The 20402-nt window shown below is 43.2% G+C and carries 19 protein-coding genes, 5 tRNA genes and 1 rRNA gene; 17 read left to right on the top strand and 8 right to left on the bottom strand.

Going from position 1 to position 20402, the window contains the following annotated elements:
* Window positions 1–8 precede the first annotated feature (8 nt).
* Window positions 9–124, top strand: a 5S ribosomal RNA gene (gene rrf / locus VEZ01S_RS15720).
* Between the two features lie 250 nt (window positions 125–374).
* Complete coding sequence (locus VEZ01S_RS15725; RefSeq protein ID WP_021715044.1) at window positions 375–1037, top strand: hypothetical protein; 663 nt, start codon at window positions 375–377, stop codon at window positions 1035–1037.
* Window positions 1038–1045: 8 nt separating this feature from the next.
* On the opposite strand, the gene ilvY is transcribed toward VEZ01S_RS15725, so the two are convergent.
* Window positions 1046–1933 carry an HTH-type transcriptional activator IlvY gene (ilvY, locus tag VEZ01S_RS15730; RefSeq protein WP_021715045.1) on the bottom strand — a complete coding sequence of 296 codons (888 nt, stop codon included), beginning with the start codon at window positions 1931–1933 and terminating at the stop codon, window positions 1046–1048.
* A 141-nt stretch (window positions 1934–2074) separates the two neighbouring features.
* Between ilvY and ilvC the strand changes: the two genes are divergently transcribed.
* On the top strand, window positions 2075–3559 hold the full coding sequence (gene ilvC, locus VEZ01S_RS15735; protein WP_021715046.1) for a ketol-acid reductoisomerase: 1485 nt from the start codon (window positions 2075–2077) through the stop codon (window positions 3557–3559).
* Between the two features lie 94 nt (window positions 3560–3653).
* Here the strand turns inward: ilvC and ubiK are convergent, their stop codons facing one another.
* The 4 genes from ubiK to VEZ01S_RS15755 all read right to left on the bottom strand — a co-directional run bounded on the left by ubiK (window position 3654) and on the right by VEZ01S_RS15755 (window position 8813).
* Window positions 3654–3905 (bottom strand): ubiquinone biosynthesis accessory factor UbiK, encoded by a 252-nt coding sequence (gene ubiK / locus VEZ01S_RS15740; RefSeq protein ID WP_021715047.1) that lies wholly within the window; start codon window positions 3903–3905, stop codon window positions 3654–3656.
* Between the two features lie 137 nt (window positions 3906–4042).
* Entirely contained in the window at window positions 4043–7114 is a 3072-nt protein-coding gene (locus VEZ01S_RS15745; RefSeq protein WP_021715048.1) for a multidrug efflux RND transporter permease subunit, read from the bottom strand.
* 10 nt (window positions 7115–7124) lie between these two features.
* The gene (locus tag VEZ01S_RS15750; protein ID WP_021715049.1) at window positions 7125–8225 is read right to left on the bottom strand and encodes an efflux RND transporter periplasmic adaptor subunit; all 1101 of its coding nucleotides are present in this window, start codon (window positions 8223–8225) and stop codon (window positions 7125–7127) included.
* Between the two features lie 15 nt (window positions 8226–8240).
* Complete coding sequence (locus tag VEZ01S_RS15755) at window positions 8241–8813, bottom strand: TetR/AcrR family transcriptional regulator (protein ID WP_021715050.1); 573 nt, start codon at window positions 8811–8813, stop codon at window positions 8241–8243.
* Window positions 8814–8982: 169 nt separating this feature from the next.
* Between VEZ01S_RS15755 and rep the strand changes: the two genes are divergently transcribed.
* A complete protein-coding gene (gene rep, locus VEZ01S_RS15760) occupies window positions 8983–10998 on the top strand; it encodes a DNA helicase Rep (protein ID WP_040891235.1) in 2016 nt (671 codons plus the stop codon).
* A 60-nt stretch (window positions 10999–11058) separates the two neighbouring features.
* Here the strand turns inward: rep and VEZ01S_RS15765 are convergent, their stop codons facing one another.
* A complete protein-coding gene (locus tag VEZ01S_RS15765; RefSeq protein ID WP_021715052.1) occupies window positions 11059–11472 on the bottom strand; it encodes a c-type cytochrome in 414 nt (137 codons plus the stop codon).
* A gap of 289 nt (window positions 11473–11761) precedes the next feature.
* Between VEZ01S_RS15765 and VEZ01S_RS15770 the strand changes: the two genes are divergently transcribed.
* The 5 genes from VEZ01S_RS15770 (at window position 11762) to VEZ01S_RS15790 (ending at window position 12342) form a co-directional block, all read left to right on the top strand.
* A tRNA-Arg gene (locus VEZ01S_RS15770) sits at window positions 11762–11838 on the top strand.
* A 47-nt stretch (window positions 11839–11885) separates the two neighbouring features.
* Window positions 11886–11961, top strand: a tRNA-His gene (locus VEZ01S_RS15775).
* A gap of 55 nt (window positions 11962–12016) precedes the next feature.
* Window positions 12017–12093 (top strand) — tRNA-Pro (locus tag VEZ01S_RS15780).
* A 44-nt stretch (window positions 12094–12137) separates the two neighbouring features.
* Window positions 12138–12213: transfer RNA gene (locus VEZ01S_RS15785), tRNA-His, on the top strand.
* 52 nt (window positions 12214–12265) lie between these two features.
* Window positions 12266–12342, top strand: a tRNA-Pro gene (locus VEZ01S_RS15790).
* Window positions 12343–12456: 114 nt separating this feature from the next.
* On the opposite strand, the gene VEZ01S_RS15795 is transcribed toward VEZ01S_RS15790, so the two are convergent.
* Both VEZ01S_RS15795 and rsmD read right to left on the bottom strand, forming a co-directional pair.
* A complete protein-coding gene (locus VEZ01S_RS15795; protein WP_021715053.1) occupies window positions 12457–12726 on the bottom strand; it encodes a DUF1145 domain-containing protein in 270 nt (89 codons plus the stop codon).
* 2 nt (window positions 12727–12728) lie between these two features.
* Complete coding sequence (gene rsmD, locus VEZ01S_RS15800; protein WP_040891243.1) at window positions 12729–13322, bottom strand: 16S rRNA (guanine(966)-N(2))-methyltransferase RsmD; 594 nt, start codon at window positions 13320–13322, stop codon at window positions 12729–12731.
* A 153-nt stretch (window positions 13323–13475) separates the two neighbouring features.
* On the opposite strand from rsmD, the gene ftsY reads away from it, so the two are divergent.
* The 8 genes from ftsY (at window position 13476) to ubiA (ending at window position 20374) form a co-directional block, all read left to right on the top strand.
* Window positions 13476–14714, top strand: coding sequence for a signal recognition particle-docking protein FtsY (ftsY, locus tag VEZ01S_RS15805; protein ID WP_021715055.1), 1239 nt, complete (start codon window positions 13476–13478; stop codon window positions 14712–14714).
* A gap of 23 nt (window positions 14715–14737) precedes the next feature.
* Window positions 14738–15412, top strand: a complete 675-nt coding sequence (gene ftsE / locus VEZ01S_RS15810) for a cell division ATP-binding protein FtsE (protein ID WP_021715056.1) — start codon at window positions 14738–14740, stop codon at window positions 15410–15412.
* Window positions 15402–16334, top strand: a complete 933-nt coding sequence (gene ftsX, locus VEZ01S_RS15815; protein WP_021715057.1) for a permease-like cell division protein FtsX — start codon at window positions 15402–15404, stop codon at window positions 16332–16334. Before ftsE ends, ftsX begins: the two co-directional genes overlap by 11 nt.
* 166 nt (window positions 16335–16500) lie before the next feature.
* A complete protein-coding gene (gene rpoH, locus VEZ01S_RS15820) occupies window positions 16501–17361 on the top strand; it encodes an RNA polymerase sigma factor RpoH (protein ID WP_021715058.1) in 861 nt (286 codons plus the stop codon).
* 366 nt (window positions 17362–17727) lie between these two features.
* Window positions 17728–18051 (top strand): thiosulfate sulfurtransferase GlpE, encoded by a 324-nt coding sequence (glpE, locus tag VEZ01S_RS15825; protein ID WP_021715059.1) that lies wholly within the window; start codon window positions 17728–17730, stop codon window positions 18049–18051.
* On the top strand, window positions 18048–18884 hold the full coding sequence (gene glpG / locus VEZ01S_RS15830) for a rhomboid family intramembrane serine protease GlpG (protein WP_021715060.1): 837 nt from the start codon (window positions 18048–18050) through the stop codon (window positions 18882–18884). Before glpE ends, glpG begins: the two co-directional genes overlap by 4 nt.
* 97 nt (window positions 18885–18981) lie before the next feature.
* Window positions 18982–19533 (top strand): chorismate lyase, encoded by a 552-nt coding sequence (locus VEZ01S_RS15835; RefSeq protein WP_021715061.1) that lies wholly within the window; start codon window positions 18982–18984, stop codon window positions 19531–19533.
* Window positions 19523–20374, top strand: coding sequence for a 4-hydroxybenzoate octaprenyltransferase (gene ubiA / locus VEZ01S_RS15840; RefSeq protein WP_040891237.1), 852 nt, complete (start codon window positions 19523–19525; stop codon window positions 20372–20374). Before VEZ01S_RS15835 ends, ubiA begins: the two co-directional genes overlap by 11 nt.
* Window positions 20375–20402 lie beyond the last annotated feature (28 nt).

A 20402-nucleotide genomic window follows, 5' to 3' on the forward strand; every position in this document is an offset into this window, starting at 1 on the left:
AAAATTTGCTTGGCGACCATAGCATTGTGGACCCACCTGATTCCATGCCGAACTCAGAAGTGAAACACAATAGCGCCGATGGTAGTGTGGGGTTTCCCCATGTGAGAGTAGGACATCGCCAGGTTTGCATTCAAAAGCCTCGTCATTCGACGGGGCTTTGTTGTATCTGGCGCTTACAAAATAGCGCCTTGTTGTCAGCGTTTTCCCTTTGTTGTTTCCAGTTTCCTATTTGCTGTGATTGGTATTGCCACTATCGGTATGCTTCCTTTTCAAGATTGAAATTACCTACCCGAATATCAGGTATGTTTTGCTTTCATTAGGATTTGAAAGTCGCTTCATATAAATTTGCTTTTCTTCCGATTAAGAGAGGCTTTATGAATCGTTTTTGGCTATTTTGTTTGTACCTCGCTCCAACTATTGGCTTTGCTCAATCTGACTCGAATCAATCCAAAGCGGTTGATATGGCCGATCCAACGGCTGTTTACTCAAGTGTTGGTGCGCATTTATACACTAATGGGGATTTAGATCTTTCGGCAGGCTTTGCATGGGGCAAGAACATGCTCGCCGTTGAGTCTAAGCAAGGGATGGATGCGCTTAACGTACGCTATGCTCATATGAACTTATGGCAAGGTGTTGGTGTTTACGCAGAATCGACACTACAACTTGAAAATGATTTTGGCACTTCCGCTAGCATTGGCGCGGTATCGACGCTACAAGTGGGTGACTCTTGGACTATTTATCCTATTGCAACGCTAGGGTCTATGGAGATCATTGAAGATAAGTGGATTGCGACCGGAACTGTTGGTGTGTATAACCGATTTAAGCTTGGCTCGGGTTTTTCTCTGGGTGTTGACCCGTTTTATACGTTTGGTGAGTCAGGTTATGAAAGCATATATGTGGATACTTTCATTAGTTACCAATATAAAAACCATCAAATTCGATTGGGCTACAATGCATCAGAAAGCCAAGACAATAGAGTAAATAGCAATACCGGTTTTGCAGGTGAAGGTTATCTAGAGTACAAAATGGCTTTTTGATAGCAGTTTTAATTGGAAATATAGTTAGCTTCTGCCACGTTCCATAAAGCCTTGATTAGGGGATTGTTAAGTTGAGACCGTTTACAACAAACCCCTAATTTAAATGGTTTAACCGGTTCGACATCCAGTTTTTGAATACGATCTTTAACCGGACTGTTGTTAATCACCACATCAGGGGCAATACCAATACCACAACCCAGTGCAACCATGCTGACAATTGCCTCATGCCCAGATACCTGTGCGTAAATATTGGGTTTGATTTTGCTGCGTTTAAACCACGAGTTGCATCTATCTCTCGCGGTACCTTCTGACGGTATGATGAAAGGTATTTTATTCCAGTCTATAGGTTCGCTGAGCATACTCTCTACATTAGCAACCCCTTTAGGTGCGATAACCGAAAGAGATATTTCGCTGATATTTTCAAATATGACCCGTGACGATAGTTGATCACTTTCTGCAGAGATAGCGATATCGGCTTCATCGTTTAACACTTTTTCTATGGCTTGCGCGGGATCGCCAGTGCTGAGTTTGTATTCGATGAGTGGGTGCAGCAGTCTAAATTCCGATAACAGACGTGGCAGGTGACTATAGCTTGCGGTAACAGAACAAAATAAGCGTATCTCTCCTTTTAGCACATCCTTATTATCCAAATAATTGAGCGTAAAAGTCTGCCATTGATTCACGATATTGTGCGCAATAGGGAGCAGATCTTTGCCTGCAGTAGTCAGTTCAACACTGCGATTATCTCGAATAAAAAGAACTTGCTGAACCTCTTGTTCTAGGCGTTTGATCTGTCGACTCAATGTTGACGGGCTCATGTGCATTGCTGACGCTGTTTTGCTGAAGTTCTTATTTTCGGAAAGATGTAAAAAAATCTGTAGGCTTTTAACGTTCATTTGAGTTATCTTCTTGTTGCACAATTTGCAATGATTAGATGTAAATATATCACTTTGCGCAACTTTAATCTTAGATTAGTATGAACTCAATCGGCGCATAAAGCAGCCGGACTATGGAAAGAATTTTAAGGAGAGCCCTTCATGGCTAACTATTTCAACACGCTAAACCTACGTGAGCAATTGGACCAACTAGGCCGTTGCCGTTTTATGGACCGTTCTGAATTTGCAACAGAAGCTGATTACCTAAAAGGTAAGAAAGTGGTTATTGTTGGTTGTGGTGCACAAGGTTTAAACCAAGGTTTAAACATGCGCGATTCAGGTCTAAATGTTTCTTATGCATTGCGTCAAGCTGCGATTGACGAGCAACGTCAGTCTTTCAAAAATGCAAAAGAAAATGGTTTTGAAGTAGGTAGTTACGAAACGCTGATCCCACAAGCTGACCTTGTGGTTAACTTGACTCCAGATAAGCAACACAGCAACGTAGTTGAAACGGTAATGCCTCTAATGAAGGACGGTGCTGCTCTAGGTTACTCACATGGCTTTAACGTTGTTGAAGAAGGCATGCAAATTCGTGAAGACATCACTGTAGTTATGGTTGCACCTAAGTGCCCAGGTACAGAAGTTCGTGAAGAATATAAGCGTGGCTTTGGTGTTCCTACACTGCTTGCTGTTCACCCAGAAAACGATCCTAAGGGTGAAGGCTGGGATATCGCTAAAGCTTGGGCTGCAGGTACTGGTGGTCACCGCGCAGGTTGTCTAGAGTCTTCTTTTGTTGCGGAAGTTAAATCTGACCTTATGGGCGAGCAAACTATCCTTTGTGGTATGTTGCAAGCGGGTTCTATCGTATGTTACGAGAAAATGATTGCTGATGGTATCGACGCAGGCTACGCAGGTAAGCTTCTTCAATACGGTTGGGAAACCATCACTGAAGCACTGAAGTTTGGTGGTATCACTCACATGATGGATCGCCTATCAAACCCAGCTAAGATCAAAGCTTTTGACCTTTCTGAAGAACTAAAAGACCTAATGCGTCCGCTATACAACAAGCACATGGATGACATCATCCAAGGTGAGTTCTCTGGCACTATGATGGCGGATTGGGCTAATGACGACGTTAATCTATTCAAATGGCGTGAAGAAACAGGCCAAACAGCGTTTGAAAACTACCCTGATTCTGACGTAGAAATCTCAGAGCAAGAATACTTCGACAACGGCATCCTTATGATTGCTATGGTTCGTGCTGGGGTTGAGCTTGCATTTGAAGCTATGACTGCATCAGGCATCATCGATGAGTCTGCTTACTACGAGTCTCTACATGAGCTTCCATTGATTGCAAACACCGTTGCACGTAAGCGTCTATACGAAATGAACGTGGTTATCTCTGATACTGCTGAATACGGTAACTACCTATTTGCTAACGTAGCGACTCCGCTACTGCGCGAGAAGTTCATGCCTTCAGTAGCAACTGACGTAATTGGTAAAGGTCTAGGCGAAACGTCTAACTTCGCTGATAACCAACGTCTAATCGAAGTGAACGAAGCGATTCGTAATCACCCAGTTGAGTACGTAGGTGAAGAACTACGTGGCTACATGACAGACATGAAGCGTATCGCTGTTGGCGGTTAATCGCTCTTTATAAAAAACTGCGACAACGCAGTGGCTAGAAACTGAAAAGGCTTGGTATGTACATACCAAGCCTTTTTTATGTCCGTAAGAAACGTTACTTATCAGATAGCTTCTCTTCTAGCTCAGCCATTTTTTGTTCCATGGCATTAAGCTTTTGTCGGGTACGCAGTAGGACTTGAGTTTGAACTTCAAATTCTTCTCTACTAATGACATCCAGTTTGTTCAGTTGCGATTGAATCACTTGACGAATTTTTTGGTCAACATCAGTACCAAGGTCTTTTACAGGCTGAGGCATAGACTCATGAATTTGCTTGGCAATTAGCTCTAGCTTTTTTGGGTCGAACATGTGGGAATCTCTCTGTAATCTTTTGCTATATTCTAAGCAATTCATAGTCACTTGTCGCAAGCAAAATAGAGACCGACATTTGCTTTTGATATAAAAAAGGGCTCTTTATAGAGCCCTAATCGGTGAGTTGACCAAGATTACTTTGATGGAATGCTTTCTGCTTCATCAAATTCGGGGAGTGGTTTGTGCTGTGAAGCAATAAAGCTATAAATCACAGGAAGAACAAACAGGGTAAATACCGTACCTATGGTCAAGCCTGCAACAATAACAATACCGATACTAAAGCGCTGCTCTGCACCTGCACCAGAGGCATACATGAGGGGGGTTAAACCCGCAATCATTGCCGCTGTTGTCATGAGGATTGGTCTTAATCGCACTTTAGCCGCCGCCATTACGGCATCGATACGGTTAAGTTGATTATGCAGTTGCTCTTCTTTAGCCACTTCACAAATCAATATACCGTGCTTAGTGATCAATCCGACTAAGGTAATGAGTCCCACCTGTGAGTAGATGTTCATGGTCGACAACCCCCATGCTAATGCAATCAAAGCACCACTGATGGCTAAAGGCACGGATACCATGATTACCAGTGGATCGCGTAGTGATTCAAACTGGATAGCCAAGACTAAGAATATAACCGCAATTGCCAGTAAGAAGGTGGTGTATAACGCACTGCCTTCAGTGACAAACTGTCGAGCTTGGCCCATATAATCGTGGTTATATCCACTAGGGAGCTTTTGGGTTGCCGTTGTTTCAAACCAAGATATCGCTTGACCCATAGTGACACCTGGTGCCGGTACAACCCCAATTGTGGCTGAGTTCAACTGATTAAAGTGAGGCAGCGATCGTGGCTGAGGAATTACATCAATAGAGATTAAGCTCCCTAAAGGAATAGAATCGCCATTGGATGAGCGAACATAGTAGTTATTCATTGATTCAGGATTGAGACGGAATTTACGCTCTACCTGAGGAATCACTTCGTATGAACGACCGTATAGGTCGATTCGGTTTACATAGCCATCAGCCATCATGGTACTTAGGGTAATACCAATGTCTTGCATGGTAACGCCATACGCACCAGCTTTGTCTTTATCGATGTTGATTTTCATGGTGGCTGAGTCATAGTTCAGATCAAGATCTGAGTAGACAAATTGTGGATTAGCATTCACTTCAGCCAGAGCATTGGTGGCAATCTGGAATAAACTCTCAAAACTGTTTGGAGTGGTAATAACAAACTGAATCGGTAGACCTGAACCCGCACCGGGTAGTTCCGGCATCTGGAACGCAGTAATCGCCATCCCAGGGATATTAGAAACTAACCCTGATACTCGGTTCGTTATTTCTGATTGGCTTGCCTCACGTTGACTCCAAGGCTTGAGTGATGCAATACCAAACGCTTGGTTAGCATTCGGTATTCCAGTGAAGATCTGAGCATATGCCACTTCTGGTTGCTCATCTAAGATCTTATTCACGTCATTCATGGTATTTTGCAGATAGTCGAGGTTCGAGTTCGATGGACCAGTACCCATCATCATCACCACGCCTTTATCTTCTGAAGGAGCAAGCTCGCTCGGAATGAACTTAAACAGCAACGGTAAGCTACCTAGTACAATCAATGCAAACACTACGACCACGCTTCGATGCTGCATGATAGAGCCTAGTGCCGAAGAGTAGGCTTCACTCAGGCTATCAAGTTTTTTATGTACGAAAGTCTCAAAGCGATTAGGTTGTTCATTTTGTTTTAAAATGGTTGAACACATCATGGGACTAAGGGTCAGTGCGATGATGCCCGAGATGAATACGGCTCCAGCCAGTGTTAATGCAAATTCTTTAAATAACGAGCCGGTAATGCCCCCCATTAAAGCGATGGGAGCGTATACCGCGCCGAGTGTCAGTGTCATGGCAATAACCGGCACGGCAATCTCACGCGTTCCTATGATGGCGGCCCTAAACGGTGTCTCTCCTAACTTAATATGCCGATCTACGTTTTCGAGCACCACGATGGCATCATCCACCACCAAACCGATAGCGAGCACCATGGCCAGCAAGGTCATTAGGTTCCAAGAGAAGCCCAACATTTGCATGAACATAGCCACACCCACTAAAGAGAGTGGAATGGTCACAATAGGGATCAATACTGCGCGATAAGAGCCTAGGAATAAGGTAATCACGACTAATACAATTAATGCAGCTTCGACAATAGTCTTTGCTACTTCATTAATCGATTCGTTAATCGCAACGGTTGAGTCATACATTACCTGCATATTGATATTTGAAGGCAGGTTCTTTTGCAGTTGTGGTAATAGATCTAGAACATCAGCCGCAATATTGATTGGGTTAGCACTTGGTGCGCCATTAATAGCGGTGACGACTGCTTCTCGACCATTGGCACTGGCACGATAGATATCATGGCTTTTCTCTCGTGTTACCTTAGCAATATCACTGAGTCGAACCACTTGGCCATTATCTTGCTTAACGACGAGGTTTTTTAGTTCTTTAACACTGGAGACTTGTGTATTGGCACTGCCATTGTATAAAACTAAAGTCCCTGTTGCTTGACCTGCCGCCGATTGGTAGTTATTGGCGCTTAAAACGTTCATCACGTCAGTGGCAGTCAATTGCAAGCCTGCCATTTTTTCTGGGTCCAACCATACTCTGAGTGCGTATTTTACCCCGCCATACAGATCGATCTTGGATACGCCGTTTACGGTGAACAGTTGTGGATTGATCACTCGCTCTAAATAGTCAGTAATCTGACTTGAAGATAGCTCATCACTGGTAAAGCCGATGTACATCACCGCAGTTGTCGAACCTGTCGACATCGTTACGGTCGGATCTTCAGACTCTTTAGGCAGCTGGGAACGAACCGAATTGGTCTTGGCTAATATGTCCGCGAGAGCCGCATTAGGGTCGGTATTGAGCTTCATGGTCACAGTGATAGTAGAACTACCTAACACCGATTGGGAGGTCATAAAGTCAATATTGTCCGCTTGGGCAATGGCTTGCTCAAGAGGTTGGGTTATGAAGCCCTGAATGAGATCAGCACTGGCACCATAGTAGCCTGTGGTGACAGTCACAACCGTGTTGGTCATTTCTGGATATTCGCGCACCTGCATCTTAAAGATGGCTTGCAATCCAAGCAAAGCTATCAAAAAACTGATAGAGATGGCGAGTACTGGTCGCTTAATAAATATATCTGTAAATCGCATTGTTTATCCCTTACAACATCGGCAGTTCAGCTGGAGGATTAGTCGCGTCGCTTTCTACAATTTTCACTTTAGAGTCGTTGCTTAATCGAACTTGACCAGAGGTTACTATGGTTTCTCCTGGCTTCACCCCTTCTAAAATGCGGACTTTATCTTGGTCGCGCTCACCCGCTTTAATCACACGCTGGCTCACTCGATGTGTTTCTTCATCAAGCACAAACACACTGTCACCATACAAAGTATAAGAAATAGCAACTTGTGGGATGACGACCTGCTCGGGCATTGTAGGTAAAACGATTTGCGCACGAGCAAACATGCCAGATCGTAGCTTGCCTTGTGTATTAGGAATTTCTGCTTGCACCTGTAGAAGACCGCTTTGGTAGTTAATTGCCGGTTCTATGGCCGAAATAGTGCCGTCAAAAATACGACCAGGGTAGGAGTCTGCTTCGATACGAATAGCTTGACCGATATTGATACGTGAGATGTCATTTTGCGAAACGGTGAATCGCAGGCGCATTACGCTGATGTCTTCTAATCGTGCGATTCGGCTACCAGCTTGTAGGTATTCACCAAGGTTAACCCCGCGAATACCAATAACTCCTGAAAATGGAGCATCGACATCACGACGATTGATCGTGGCTTCTAAACCTGAAATATCGGCTTTTAAAGAAAGGTAAGAAGCTTCTGCTTCATCATAGTTCTCTTGAGAAATCGCCCCTTTTTTATACAAGCCCTTATAGCGCTTATATTTTGCTTCAGATGCAGGAAGGCGTGCTTTTGCACTTTGTAAGTTAGCTTTTTCAACATCAGAGTCCAACAGTACAAGAGAGTCGCCTTTTGACACTTTTTGCCCTGATACAAAGTTGATCTTAGTGACAATACCACTGGCTTCTGCAGTCAATGTGACCCCTTGTAGAGGCTCAATGAAGCCAATAACATCAATGCTTGGTGTCCAGTCCTCGGCGGAGGCCTTCATTACAGTTACTGGGTATTCCGGTTCTGGGCGGTTGGCCAAGTACTCTGCTATCTTCTGTTGCTTGAAGATGTTAAAGCCAATTACGCTACCAAATAAAACGATAGCAATAAGAAGCATGATTAGTGTCCACTTTTTCATGGGACGGTTCTCCAGTTATTTTGTTGTAATGGCTTCCCAGCTCGCTTGGATGGCCTGTTGATAGATGGTGTTGTCGATAGACTCAATACCTTGGAAGTGTTTGCGAGTTAAGCTCACGCAACTTTCCAAGCTAAGGGTATATAAAATAGGGTCGGGGAGATCTTTTAGCTCGCCAGATTCTCTTCCTTCATTAAAAACACTCAGTAGAGGATCAAAGAATTTCTTTTCTAAACTTCGAATTTCATTATTTAAAGTAGCAGGCAGTGATTCGTATAAGACATGCGTTTGCAGTAGTCGTAAATGAGATTCACCTATACTCCATACGTTGTGACACATTGTTTTATATCTTTGCTCAAGGGACTGATTTGGATCTACATTGTGTTGAATGATGTCAGCCACTTGTTTAGTGAGCCAAAGTCTTGCTTCGGTGATGATGTGGTTTTTATCTTTAAAATAGAGATAAACCGTACCGGTTGCGACATTGGCTTCGCTAGCTAATTTTTGTATAGAAAGGCCTTTGAAACCGTCTTGACCGAGTATAGCTACGGCTGCCTCTAGGATATCTTGACGCTTGGTTTTAGATGCCATTTTGTAATAGCCCTGCCAATAATGAATGAACGTTCATTCATTTTAATGTACAAATAGTGAAAAGCAACTATTTGTAAGCATAGGTAACCATTTCAAAAAGGAAAATTCGATTGGAAATGAGTATGCTGAGAAGTATCATTAGAGCCCTTTTTTGTATCTCGGTGACGTTATGAGGCTAAATCCACAGCAGGACCAAGCGGTAAAATTTGTGTCTGGGCCTTGCCTGGTGTTAGCAGGCGCAGGTTCAGGTAAGACCCGCGTTATTACCAATAAGATTGCCTACCTTGTTCAGCAATGCGGTTATAAGGCACGCAATATCGCAGCGGTGACTTTTACCAATAAAGCTGCTCGCGAAATGAAAGAGCGTGTTGGGCAAACTTTAGGTAAAAATGAGTCGAAGGGACTGATGGTCTCTACCTTCCACACCCTAGGTTTAAATATCATTCGTCGAGAGTACAAAGCGCTAGGTCTAAAAGCCGGTTTTTCGTTATTTGATGATCAAGACCAACTTTCCATGCTTAAAGAGTTAACCGAAGATCTTTTGGAAGGAGATAAAGACTTACTGCGCCAGTTAGTGAGTACTATCTCCAACTGGAAAAACGATATGTTAACTCCTGCTCAAGCCAGAGCTTCAGCACAAGGTGAGTTACACACACTGTTTGCAGATTGCTTCGAAATGTACCAGCGTCAAATGGTCGCTTACAACGCGCTAGATTTCGATGATCTAATTTTGATGCCTGTACTGCTATTAAAGCAAAATGAAGAGGTACGAGAGCGCTGGCGCGCGCGTATTCGTTATTTATTAGTCGATGAGTATCAAGATACCAATACCAGTCAATATGAACTGGTTAAGTTGCTGGTGGGTGAGCGTGGTCGCTTAACGGTAGTAGGGGATGATGATCAGTCTATTTATTCTTGGCGTGGTGCCAAACCACAAAACTTAGTCTTACTTGGCGAAGACTACCCAAATCTAAAATTGGTTAAACTTGAACAAAACTATCGTTCAACGAGCCGAATTTTGCGCTCAGCCAATATTTTGATTGCCAATAACCCTCACGTATACGAGAAAAAGCTTTTCTCAGAAATTCCTGATGGTGAAAAGCTCAAAGTGTTAATGGCTAAAAATGAAGACCATGAAGCTGAGCGTATTACGGGTGAGATCATTGCACATAAGTTTGTTAATCGAACTCACTACCGAGATTACGCCATCTTGTATCGTGGTAATCACCAATCACGATTAATCGAAAAGTCTTTAATGCAAAACCGTATTCCTTACCGAATTTCCGGAGGAACGTCTTTCTTTTCTCGAGCGGAAATTAAAGATGTGATGGCGTATTTGCGAGTATTAGTGAACCCCGACGACGATAATGCCTTTTTACGTATTGTGAATACGCCTCGTCGTGAAATTGGTCCAGTCACTCTAGAGAAGTTAGGTAGCTACGCCAATATGCGTGGTAAAAGCTTGTTTGAGGCTTCGTTTGAGCTAGGTTTAGAGCAAACGTTATCAGGAAAAGGTTTAGACAGTCTAAGGCGCTTTACGGAGTGGTTAGTGCGCGTTGGCGACAACGCAGAGCGTGGCAATACTGTCGAAGCGGTACGCAGTTTAGTACGTGATATTCATTATGAAGATTGGCTATACGAAACATCAGCTAGCCCAAAAGCGGCTGAAATGCGGATGAAGAATGTGTCTGATCTCTATAGCTGGATTGTGGCGGATCTCGAAGGTGATAATTACGATAAAGAGGAAAAAACGCTTAAAGAAGTGGTACAGCGTTTAACACTCCGTGACATGATGGAGCGTGGAGAAGATGATGCAGAAGCAGACCAAGTGCAATTGATGACTTTACATGCATCCAAAGGCTTAGAGTTCCCCTACGTATACTTAATGGGAGCCGAAGAAGGCATATTGCCTCATCAAACGAGCATTGATGAAGAAAACGTAGATGAAGAGCGTCGTTTAATGTACGTGGGCATTACTCGAGCACAAAAAGAGTTGAGCTTTACGGTATGTAAAGAGCGTCGTCAGTATGGTGAGCTCATTAAGCCAACGCAAAGCCGCTTCCTAGACGAACTTCCATTCGATGATTTGGAGTGGGAAGCAAAGAAAAAAGAACAAACGAAAGAAGAGCGTATGCAAAAAGGGCAAGCCCATATTGCTAACCTTAGAGCGATGTTCAAAAAATAAAAAAGATGGCGAAAGCCATCTTTTTATCATTGGGCATGAGAATCATGATTCTGCTAGTGATTAAAGATTAGCAATCATATGATCGATAGCAGCCACAATTTCTTCATCAGTACAGTCCATACATGCGCCTCTTGCTGGCATCGCATTGAAGCCATTAATTGCATGTTCAACCATAGTTTCTTTACCTTGTGCAATACGAGGATTCCAGTCGGTAGCATCATTTATTTTAGGTGCGCCACCCACCCCTGAACTGTGACAAGCTAGACAGAAGGTCCCATACACAGTAGCGCCATCACGGGGACCTGCGGCCGCTACTTCTGCTTCTGGTTCACTTCCTGCAATATAGACATTGCCTACAGGCTTAATACGCTCAGCAATTGCGTCATAATCAGCTTGATTTGATGAAGCAAAGCTAGCACCAGAAAAAACCAGCGCAATGGTAAATAAAGTAACAAGTTTACGAGGCATATCCATTCATTCTCTTTTTATTCTTGAGTAAAGCGCTAACCGGTTGACCATTTGTGTGTGGGTCACACTAAATGAAATCACCAACTGTTAAAGTGTTGTAAATGTCGGGTGATTATATATCTTATGAATGTTGCATTAAACTATATCTTTGCGAGGGCGAGGGTTAAATCACATCTAGAAATCGCGACTTAATGATCGTTTTCGTTGAAAAAAAGCACAAACACAAAAAAAACTGTAAAAAGTACTAGACGGCAAACTGTGATATCCGTATTATTCCACTCCGCCGATAGGGCATGCGCCCGTAGCTCAGCTGGATAGAGCGTTGGCCTCCGGAGCCAAAGGTCGAAGGTTCGAATCCTTTCGGGCGTACCATCCGGAAGCCTGTTTTTAGCAAACAGCGTATTGGCAAAAAAATAGTGGTGGCTATAGCTCAGTTGGTAGAGCCCTGGATTGTGATTCCGGTGGTCGCGAGTTCGAATCTCGTTAGCCACCCCATTATTCTGGTAACTTCGGTTTCCTATTTCGATGTTAAATCGGGATGAAATTAAGTCGGTGAATAGCGCAGCTTGGTAGCGCATCTGGTTTGGGACCAGAGGGTCGGGGGTTCGAATCCCTCTTCACCGACCACTACAAAGAATCATGGCGAAAGCGGTGATGATAAAAAATTGATGGTGGCTATAGCTCAGTTGGTAGAGCCCTGGATTGTGATTCCGGTGGTCGCGAGTTCGAATCTCGTTAGCCACCCCATCATTTGGTAACTTCGGTTCCCTATTTCAATTTAGATTGAAATGAAATTTGTCGGTGAATAGCGCAGCTTGGTAGCGCATCTGGTTTGGGACCAGAGGGTCGGGGGTTCGAATCCCTCTTCACCGACCACTACAATGAAGCCTCACTCGAAAGAGTGGGGCTTTTTTACGTCTGTAATTCTGTTATTTCAAACAAAAAAACGCACTAAAAAGTGCGTTTTTGTCTTCAGGCTGATGAGCGAGACTAGTCCATCATATGTTTGCGTCGAATATCCAATAACGCAAAAATACCGAAGATTAAAATTGACCATTTTTCCCAAGAGCTGAGCTTCACTTTATCGCCAAATGCACCAAGGAAGATTGCAGACTGTAGACCGTGCATCATGAATAGGAAAGCCGTCATAATATAAAGGGCAATGGCCGCTTTGCCGGGAAACGGTTGAAAAAGATTAAAGATCAGCACAAACCATACAAAGGCAATCGCTGCCTTTGCTAGCATTAAAAGGTATTTCATTCTTACTCTCTTATAAATAGTTGGAATCTAACCTGTCCCGCCACTTTTTCTCTATGCATCGTCCAATTATCAGGTAATGCTGGCATTTCTAATTCTTTTTCTGTTTCAATGTAAATTAGCGCCTGTTCACTTAGCCAGCCATTATTCTCTAATTGTTCGATAGCTTCTAAAAGAAGACCCTGACGAAAGGGAGGATCGATAAACACAATATCGTATGGCTGGCCTTCCTGTTTCAAGAAGTTTAGTGAATTTTGATTTAATAGGGTGATGTTAGTCGCTTTCACCGATTGCATGTTCTGTTGCAATTGTTGAAAGGCTTGTACATTCAACTCAATAAGAGTGACTTCTTTCGCTTGTCTTGAGGCGGCTTCAAAGCCTAATCCCCCGGAACCTGCAAATAGGTCTAAACAACGAGCATTGGGGATGTCACTGGCAATCCAATTGAATAAGGTCTCTTTCACTCTATCGGTTGTTGGGCGTAAACCTTCAGCATCGTGAACCGGCAGTTTTCGGCCACGCCAAAGACCGCTAATGATGCGGATTGAACCTGAACCTTTGTTATTTTTTGAAGAAGAGGAGCGTTGATGTTTTCTCATGCTATTTTTGGCCATGGAATAAGTGGTATCATACCCAATTAATTATTTTAAAATTGTACTCGTAAATACGAGATTAATCATCGCTATTTAAACGTACATTGCGTAATCGCACTGTATATACGCACGAATCATGAGTAATTGGGAAAGTCTTCGATGACGGATAAGAAAAAACGCGGCTTATTGTCTTGGCTTGGTTTTGGTGAAGAAGAACAAACAAAATCAGAGTTACAACAAACAGAAGTGAACGAACAGCAGGAACTGGATGCTGACGTTTCTGAACAACAAGCAACGCCGACAGATGAACCTGAAAGTGAGGTTGTTGCTCAAGAGATCTCTGACAATGATGACAGTTCTGAACTCGCTGAGACTGAAATCGAAGCGCAAGAAGAGTCTGAGCTTGTCACAGAGTCTGAATCGGTTGAGTTGGTTGCGAATGATGTGATTCAACCAGAAGTACAAGAGAAGCCAACGGAAAGCTTCTTTGCTCGTTTAAAGCGTAGCCTCGCTCGAACCAAAGCCAATATTGGTGCAGGTTTCTTTGGCCTATTCAAAGGTAAGCAAATTGATGATGAACTCTTTGAAGAGTTAGAAGAGCAGCTTTTGATTGCCGATGTAGGAATGGAAACTACGATGAAGATCATCGATAGTCTGACAGAGAAAGCATCTAAGCAACAGCTAAAAGACGGCGAAGCGTTATACGATCTTTTAAAGGAAGAACTTGCTGAAATTTTGGCAAAAGTAGAACAGCCATTGCAAATTGATGAGCAAAAAACACCTTACGTTATTCTGATGGTTGGCGTAAATGGCGTTGGTAAAACAACCACCATAGGTAAGTTAGCTAAGCAATTTCAAGGACAAGGAAAAAAAGTCATGTTGGCTGCGGGAGATACATTCCGTGCCGCTGCTGTAGAGCAATTGCAAGTATGGGGTCAACGTAACGATGTTCCTGTTATTGCACAACATACCGGCGCTGACAGTGCGTCAGTTATCTACGATGCTATCGAAGCGGCCAAAGCGCGTGGCTATGATGTGGTGATTGCGGATACCGCAGGACGTTTGCAAAACAAGAGTAATCTTATGGAAGAGCTACGTAAGATTGTTCGCGTAATGAAGAAAATTGATGACAGTGCACCGCATGAGATCATGCTGACGCTTGATGCGGGGACCGGTCAAAATGCAATAAGTCAGGCTAAACTCTTTAGTGATGTTGAGCCAGTAACAGGGATTACGTTAACGAAACTGGATGGTACGGCTAAAGGTGGCGTAATCTTTGCTCTTGCTGATAAGTTTAATATCCCAATCCGTTATATTGGTGTCGGTGAAGGTATTGAGGATCTGCGTCCATTTGAAACGCAAGATTTTATTGATGCATTATTCAGTAGAGAAGACTAGAAACCTAGCGCAAGGATGAGTTTGTGATTAATTTTCAACAGGTGAGTAAGGCTTACCGCGGTGGCCATCAGGCATTGCAAAAAGTCGATTTTCATTTAAAAAAAGGTGAGCTTGCTTTTCTAGGCGGTCACTCTGGCGCAGGTAAAAGTACGTTACTGAAACTTATTTGTGCAATGGAGCGACCTACTGATGGCAAGATTGCGTTTAATGGGCATGATATTACCCGTATCGGAGATAAAGAAATTCCATTGCTAAGACGCAACATTGGTATTGTCTTCCAAGATCATCGCTTGTTAATGAATAGAACCGTTTATGACAATGTGGCATTACCGATGCGTATTGAGTCCATTGCTGAAAATGAAATTAAACGACGAGTCAGTGCTGCGCTGGATAAAACGGGGTTACTCGAAAAAGCGCGTTGTTTGCCAACACAGCTTTCTGGTGGTGAACAACAACGTGTCGGGATAGCGCGCGCGGTAGTGAACCGACCTACCTTACTGCTAGCGGATGAACCTACCGGGAACTTAGATCCAGAGTTGTCTAATCGTATATTTCGATTGTTTGAAGAATTTAACCGTGCTGGTGTTTCTATTCTTATTGCAACGCACGATGTTGGCATGATGGAAATGCGTAAGCAATATCGCCGTTTTGAATTGAACCAAGGATTTTTGAGTGAGGCAGCAGGTTATGGCCAGTAAAGGTTCGGTAGAAAAAATAGGATATTTTCGTTCACATTACATTGTAGCGAAGGGGTCATTGCGAGAGATTATGGACCGCCCTTTGGGGAATCTATTTACGTTAGCCGTGATTGCCATTGTATTAGCGCTTCCTTCTAGCTTGTATGTCGTCGCCAAGAATATTCTAGATGCCGCTCAAGAGGTCAGTCAGCCTGCCGCTGTAAGTGCTTACTTACAAGAAGGAACATCTGAGGCGCGAATCATGCTTATCAAAGATAAGCTGGAGAGTGATGAGGCTGTTTCGACGGTTGAGTACATTTCATCTCAACAAGGCTTACAAGACTTAAGTAACCATGCTGGCTTTAATGATGCGATCAGTTTGCTTAATGATTACGCGCTTCCTGCGCTACTTGTTATCCATCCTGCACAAGCCTCAAACACGACTCAGCAACACATTTTAGATCTTGCGAAGTCAGTGGATGTATTTACCGATGTTCGAGTGGATCAAGATTGGCTAAAACGTTTTGATGCAGTGAAAACGTTAAGTAGCTCATTGGCCATTGCACTTGCAGGTATGATGTTAGTTGCGGTGATTTTGATTATCGGCAATACCATGCGCTTCAATGTATTAGCTAGGAAAGAAGAGATCCAAGTCATGAAGTTCCTAGGGGCAACCAATAGCTTTATTTTGCGCCCATACTTATACACTGGAATGTGGTTCGGCTTACTAGGAGCATTTTTAGCCTGGTTAATTACCTTGTCATTGTCGCTCTTTTTGGGCAGTACGGTTCAGTCAGTGGCGTCTCTGTACGATAGCAGTTTTATTCTTAGCCCATTAGGTTTAGATGAATCCGTTATCCTTTTGTTAGTGGGAAGCTTTTTAGGTTTATTTGCGGCTCAAGCTTCGGCGCGTCGTCATCTTTCTGAAATTGAACCTGTGTAGAATTTGCAGGTCATAGTAGATAGAGGTGAGATTATGTGTATGTCTCAACTCACAGACTAAGACTTGCTCTAGTGTGAATTCTGTGCATAATGTTCAGTCCGTTATTCTTTTAGGTATATCTAATTTAGTAACGTTAAGTAGTAAAGTTCAATGAATGAGGAATTGAATGGCTAGTAAAGCGTTTTCAATGGCGTTGGTATCTCAAGATAGCTTAGACAGCTATATCCGCTCTGCAAACGGTTACCCTATGTTAACCGCAGAGAGAGAAAGAGAGCTTGCCGAGCGTTTACATTACAATGGCGAAATTGAGGCAGCGAAAGAGCTGATCTTATCTCACTTGCGCTTTGTTGTTTATGTTGCCCGAGGTTACTCAGGTTACGGTCTTCCACTGGCTGATTTAGTTCAGGAAGGGAATATCGGACTGATGAAGGCGGTTAAACGATTCAATCCTGAAGTGGGCGTTCGTCTAGTTTCATTTGCTGTTCATTGGATCAAAGCTGAGATTCATGAGTACGTATTGCGCAACTGGCGTATTGTTAAAATTGCTACGACTAAAGCTCAACGTAAATTGTTCTTCAATCTACGCAAAAATAAAAAGCGTTTAGGTTGGTTTAACAACGGTGAAGTTGAGACCGTGGCGAATGAGTTAGGTGTATCACCTTCCGAAGTTCGTGAAATGGAATCTCGTTTAGCCGCTCAAGATGCCACATTTGAGTTTTCAGCTGATGATGATACGGCAACGAACTTTAACCCAGTCGCTCCTGCACTGTATCTTGAAGACAAAGACTCAGATATTGCTGATACGATTGAAGCGGATAACTGGGAAAGCCACACTAACGCACGTCTAGCCAGTGCTCTAGCCACTCTTGATGAACGTAGTCAGCATATTGTTCGTGCTCGTTGGTTAGATGACCAAAAGCTAACCCTACAAGATCTGGCTGACACCTACAGTGTTTCGGCTGAGCGTATTCGTCAGTTAGAGAAGAATGCGATGAAAAAGCTTAAATTAGCGGTTGGCGATTTATAAGCGCTACAAAATTTCTTTAAAGGCCAAGATCGAGAGATCTTGGCCTTTTTTATTTGGATCGCTTTCTTGCCCTGAAGTCGGGTATTTTTCTGTGGATAACTCTGTGGGATAAATTTCGATAGCATGTCTTTAACTCAGTTAAAGCAAGGGTTATCATCGATATCTCTGGTGGGGATAGATAATTTAAAATCAACACATTATTAAGGATCAATACTAGATATAGTGGATCATCTTTAATAAAAACACTTTATCAACGTAATCCACAGGTTTACCCACAGCTGGTGGTAAATTGATCATTATGGTCTTTATATTAGGGATAAAATTCCTGATTGGCTTTGGATAGGATTTTTAAAGAGAAAATAATCAATGGAAGAAATACAGCGAATCAGTGTTCATCAAGCTCACCAGATGCAGTCAGCGCAACAGGCTCGATTGGTGGATACTCGTGATATTCAAGCTTTTACATTAGCGCATGCAGTGGGGGCTTTTCATTTAACGAATCAAAGCATTGCAGAGTTTATGAATTCGGTTGAGTTTGATGATCCCATTCTGGTGATGTGTTATCACGGTATTAGCAGTGTGGGCGTTGCGCAATACTTGCTTAATCAAGGTTTTGAACAGGTATTCAGTGTAGATGGCGGTTTTGAAGCATGGCAGCGTCAACAATTGCCAATAGAGGGGCAGGAATGATTCGTTTAATACAGCTTAATAATCCCCGAATAGCACAGGCGTTTATTGACTACATGGCATCACAACAGGTGACACTTTCTCAGATGGGAGAGGGGGATGGTCAGTATGCTATTTGGCTACATGATGAAGATGAATTGCCGAAAGTGCAGCAAGAATTGGAGCTGTTTTTAAACGATCCCAACCATAAAAAATACCAAGCGGCATCTTGGGATATGGCAGAAACCCGTACTCAACAGTTCAATTATTCTACCCCTAGCTTTTTACAGATGATTAAAGCCAAAGCAGGGCCTATGACCCTGTTGATTATGGTGATCTGCCTTCTTATTTATGGACTTCGCTTGTTAGGGATGCAGCAACAGGTCTTTTCTTGGTTGCACTTCCCTGCTGCAAGTGACCAGCAATGGCAAGTTTGGCGATATGTCTCTCATGCGGTACTGCATTTCTCTGTTTTGCATATTACTTTTAACCTGCTTTGGTGGTGGCAACTTGGCGGAGATATCGAACAAAAGTTAGGACGGATTCGTCTGAGCAAAATTTTCTTATTTTCAGCATTGGTATCGGGTTGTGCTCAATACTGGATTGAAGGAGCAAACTTTGGTGGTCTTAGCGGAGTCGTGTATGCCTTAGTGGGATACATCTGGGTTGTTTCAGTGCGAGCTCCACAATTTGGTTTAGAGATACCTAAACCTATTCTTGGTTTTATGTTGGTATGGTTGGTGCTGGGTTTTGTACAACCATTTATGGCGATTGCCAATACAGCACACCTTGCTGGCTTAGTTGCTGGGTGCGTATTAGGTGGCTTAGATAGCATAAATCACACTAAGAGCACTTAAATGGTGATCTCTATTACCTTATTGGTATTGCGATTGGTACAATTGGCTCATTGTTTAAAGAGTATGCCTTTAGTTGGTAAAGAGTTACGAAGTTAGTATGACAAGCCCCATTCGGACATTTCAACAGGCTTTGCGTGATATCAATTGGCAAAGCCCAAGCCATTTCCAATTCCCTGATTCAAATGCGAAACACTGGCTGCTAGAGGAGGAGTCACTTTCTCATCGTCTGTCACAATCCTGCTCTGATTTTAGTGTTGAGTTATTTACTAGCAATAAAGTGCAAGCGGAGATGCTTTCTTCAAAAGAAGCGGATATTTTAACGCGAGAAGTGTGTTTACTTAGAGAAGTCATTTTGCGTGGTGATCGTCACGATTGGGTATATGGGCGTACTTTGATCCCAGAAAGCTCCTTACTTTCACATTCTCATGATTTTGAGAATCAAGGTGAATTACCTTTGGGAGTGACGGTCTTTCGTTCGCAAGGAGCGTATCGTGATGCTTTGCAGGTAGGTGTCATCGAGGTAGAAGGGCAAGCTTTACTCGCGCGCCGCTCTCGGTTGTGGATGAATGAAACACCGATGCTGGTGGCTGAACTCTTTTTACCTGAATCCCCTATATATTTAAAAAGGAACACAATTAATGCCCTCTAAAATAAGAGCTTACTATCTGCTTATGAGGATGGACCGGCCAATAGGTAGCTTGCTGCTTCTATGGCCGACACTGTGGGCACTAGCTATGGCTTCAGAAGGGCGACCTCAATGGTCCGTGCTGATTGTGTTTTGTTTGGGTGTTTTTTTAATGCGTTCAGCGGGCTGTGTGATTAATGATTTTGCCGACCGCGACTTTGATGGTCATGTAGAACGCACTCAGTTTCGTCCAATACCAAGTGGGCTAGTGTCAGCAAAAGAAGCGTTAGGGTTATTTGCAGTATTGAGTGTGATTTCATTTTCGCTAGTGCTCACTATGAATACTCTGACCATACAACTGTCATTTATTGGCGTCGCGTTAGCGGCCCTATATCCGTTTATGAAGCGATTTACCCATTTGCCTCAGTTGGTGTTGGGGGTTGCATTTAGTTGGGCGATTCCAATGGCATGGGCGGCTGAGTCTGGACATATCGCGCCATTGGCTTGGTTATTATTTGCGATTAACCTGCTGTGGACCGTTGCGTATGACACACAATATGCAATGGTGGATAGAGAAGATGATCTTAAAATTGGGGTCAAGTCGACGGCCATTTTGTTTGGGCGTTTTGATAAATTAATTATCGGTCTCTTACAGGCAACCACGATTATACTGTTGTTGATCGTGGGTGAGCTTGCGGAGCTTAGTGGAGCGTTTTATTGGGGAGTGCTAGTGGCAGCGGGTTTGTTTGTCTATCAGCAGTGGTTAATAAAAAAGCGTCATCGTGCGCCATGTTTCCAAGCATTTTTGAATAATAACTATGTTGGCATTGCGGTCACTGCGGGCCTATTTATCTCTTACCTATAATACCAATCACACTCAGTCAGTTGTTGAG

It is taken from the genome of Vibrio ezurae NBRC 102218 (assembly GCF_000467185.1).
Taxonomy (GTDB): Bacteria; Pseudomonadota; Gammaproteobacteria; order Enterobacterales; family Vibrionaceae; genus Vibrio; species Vibrio ezurae.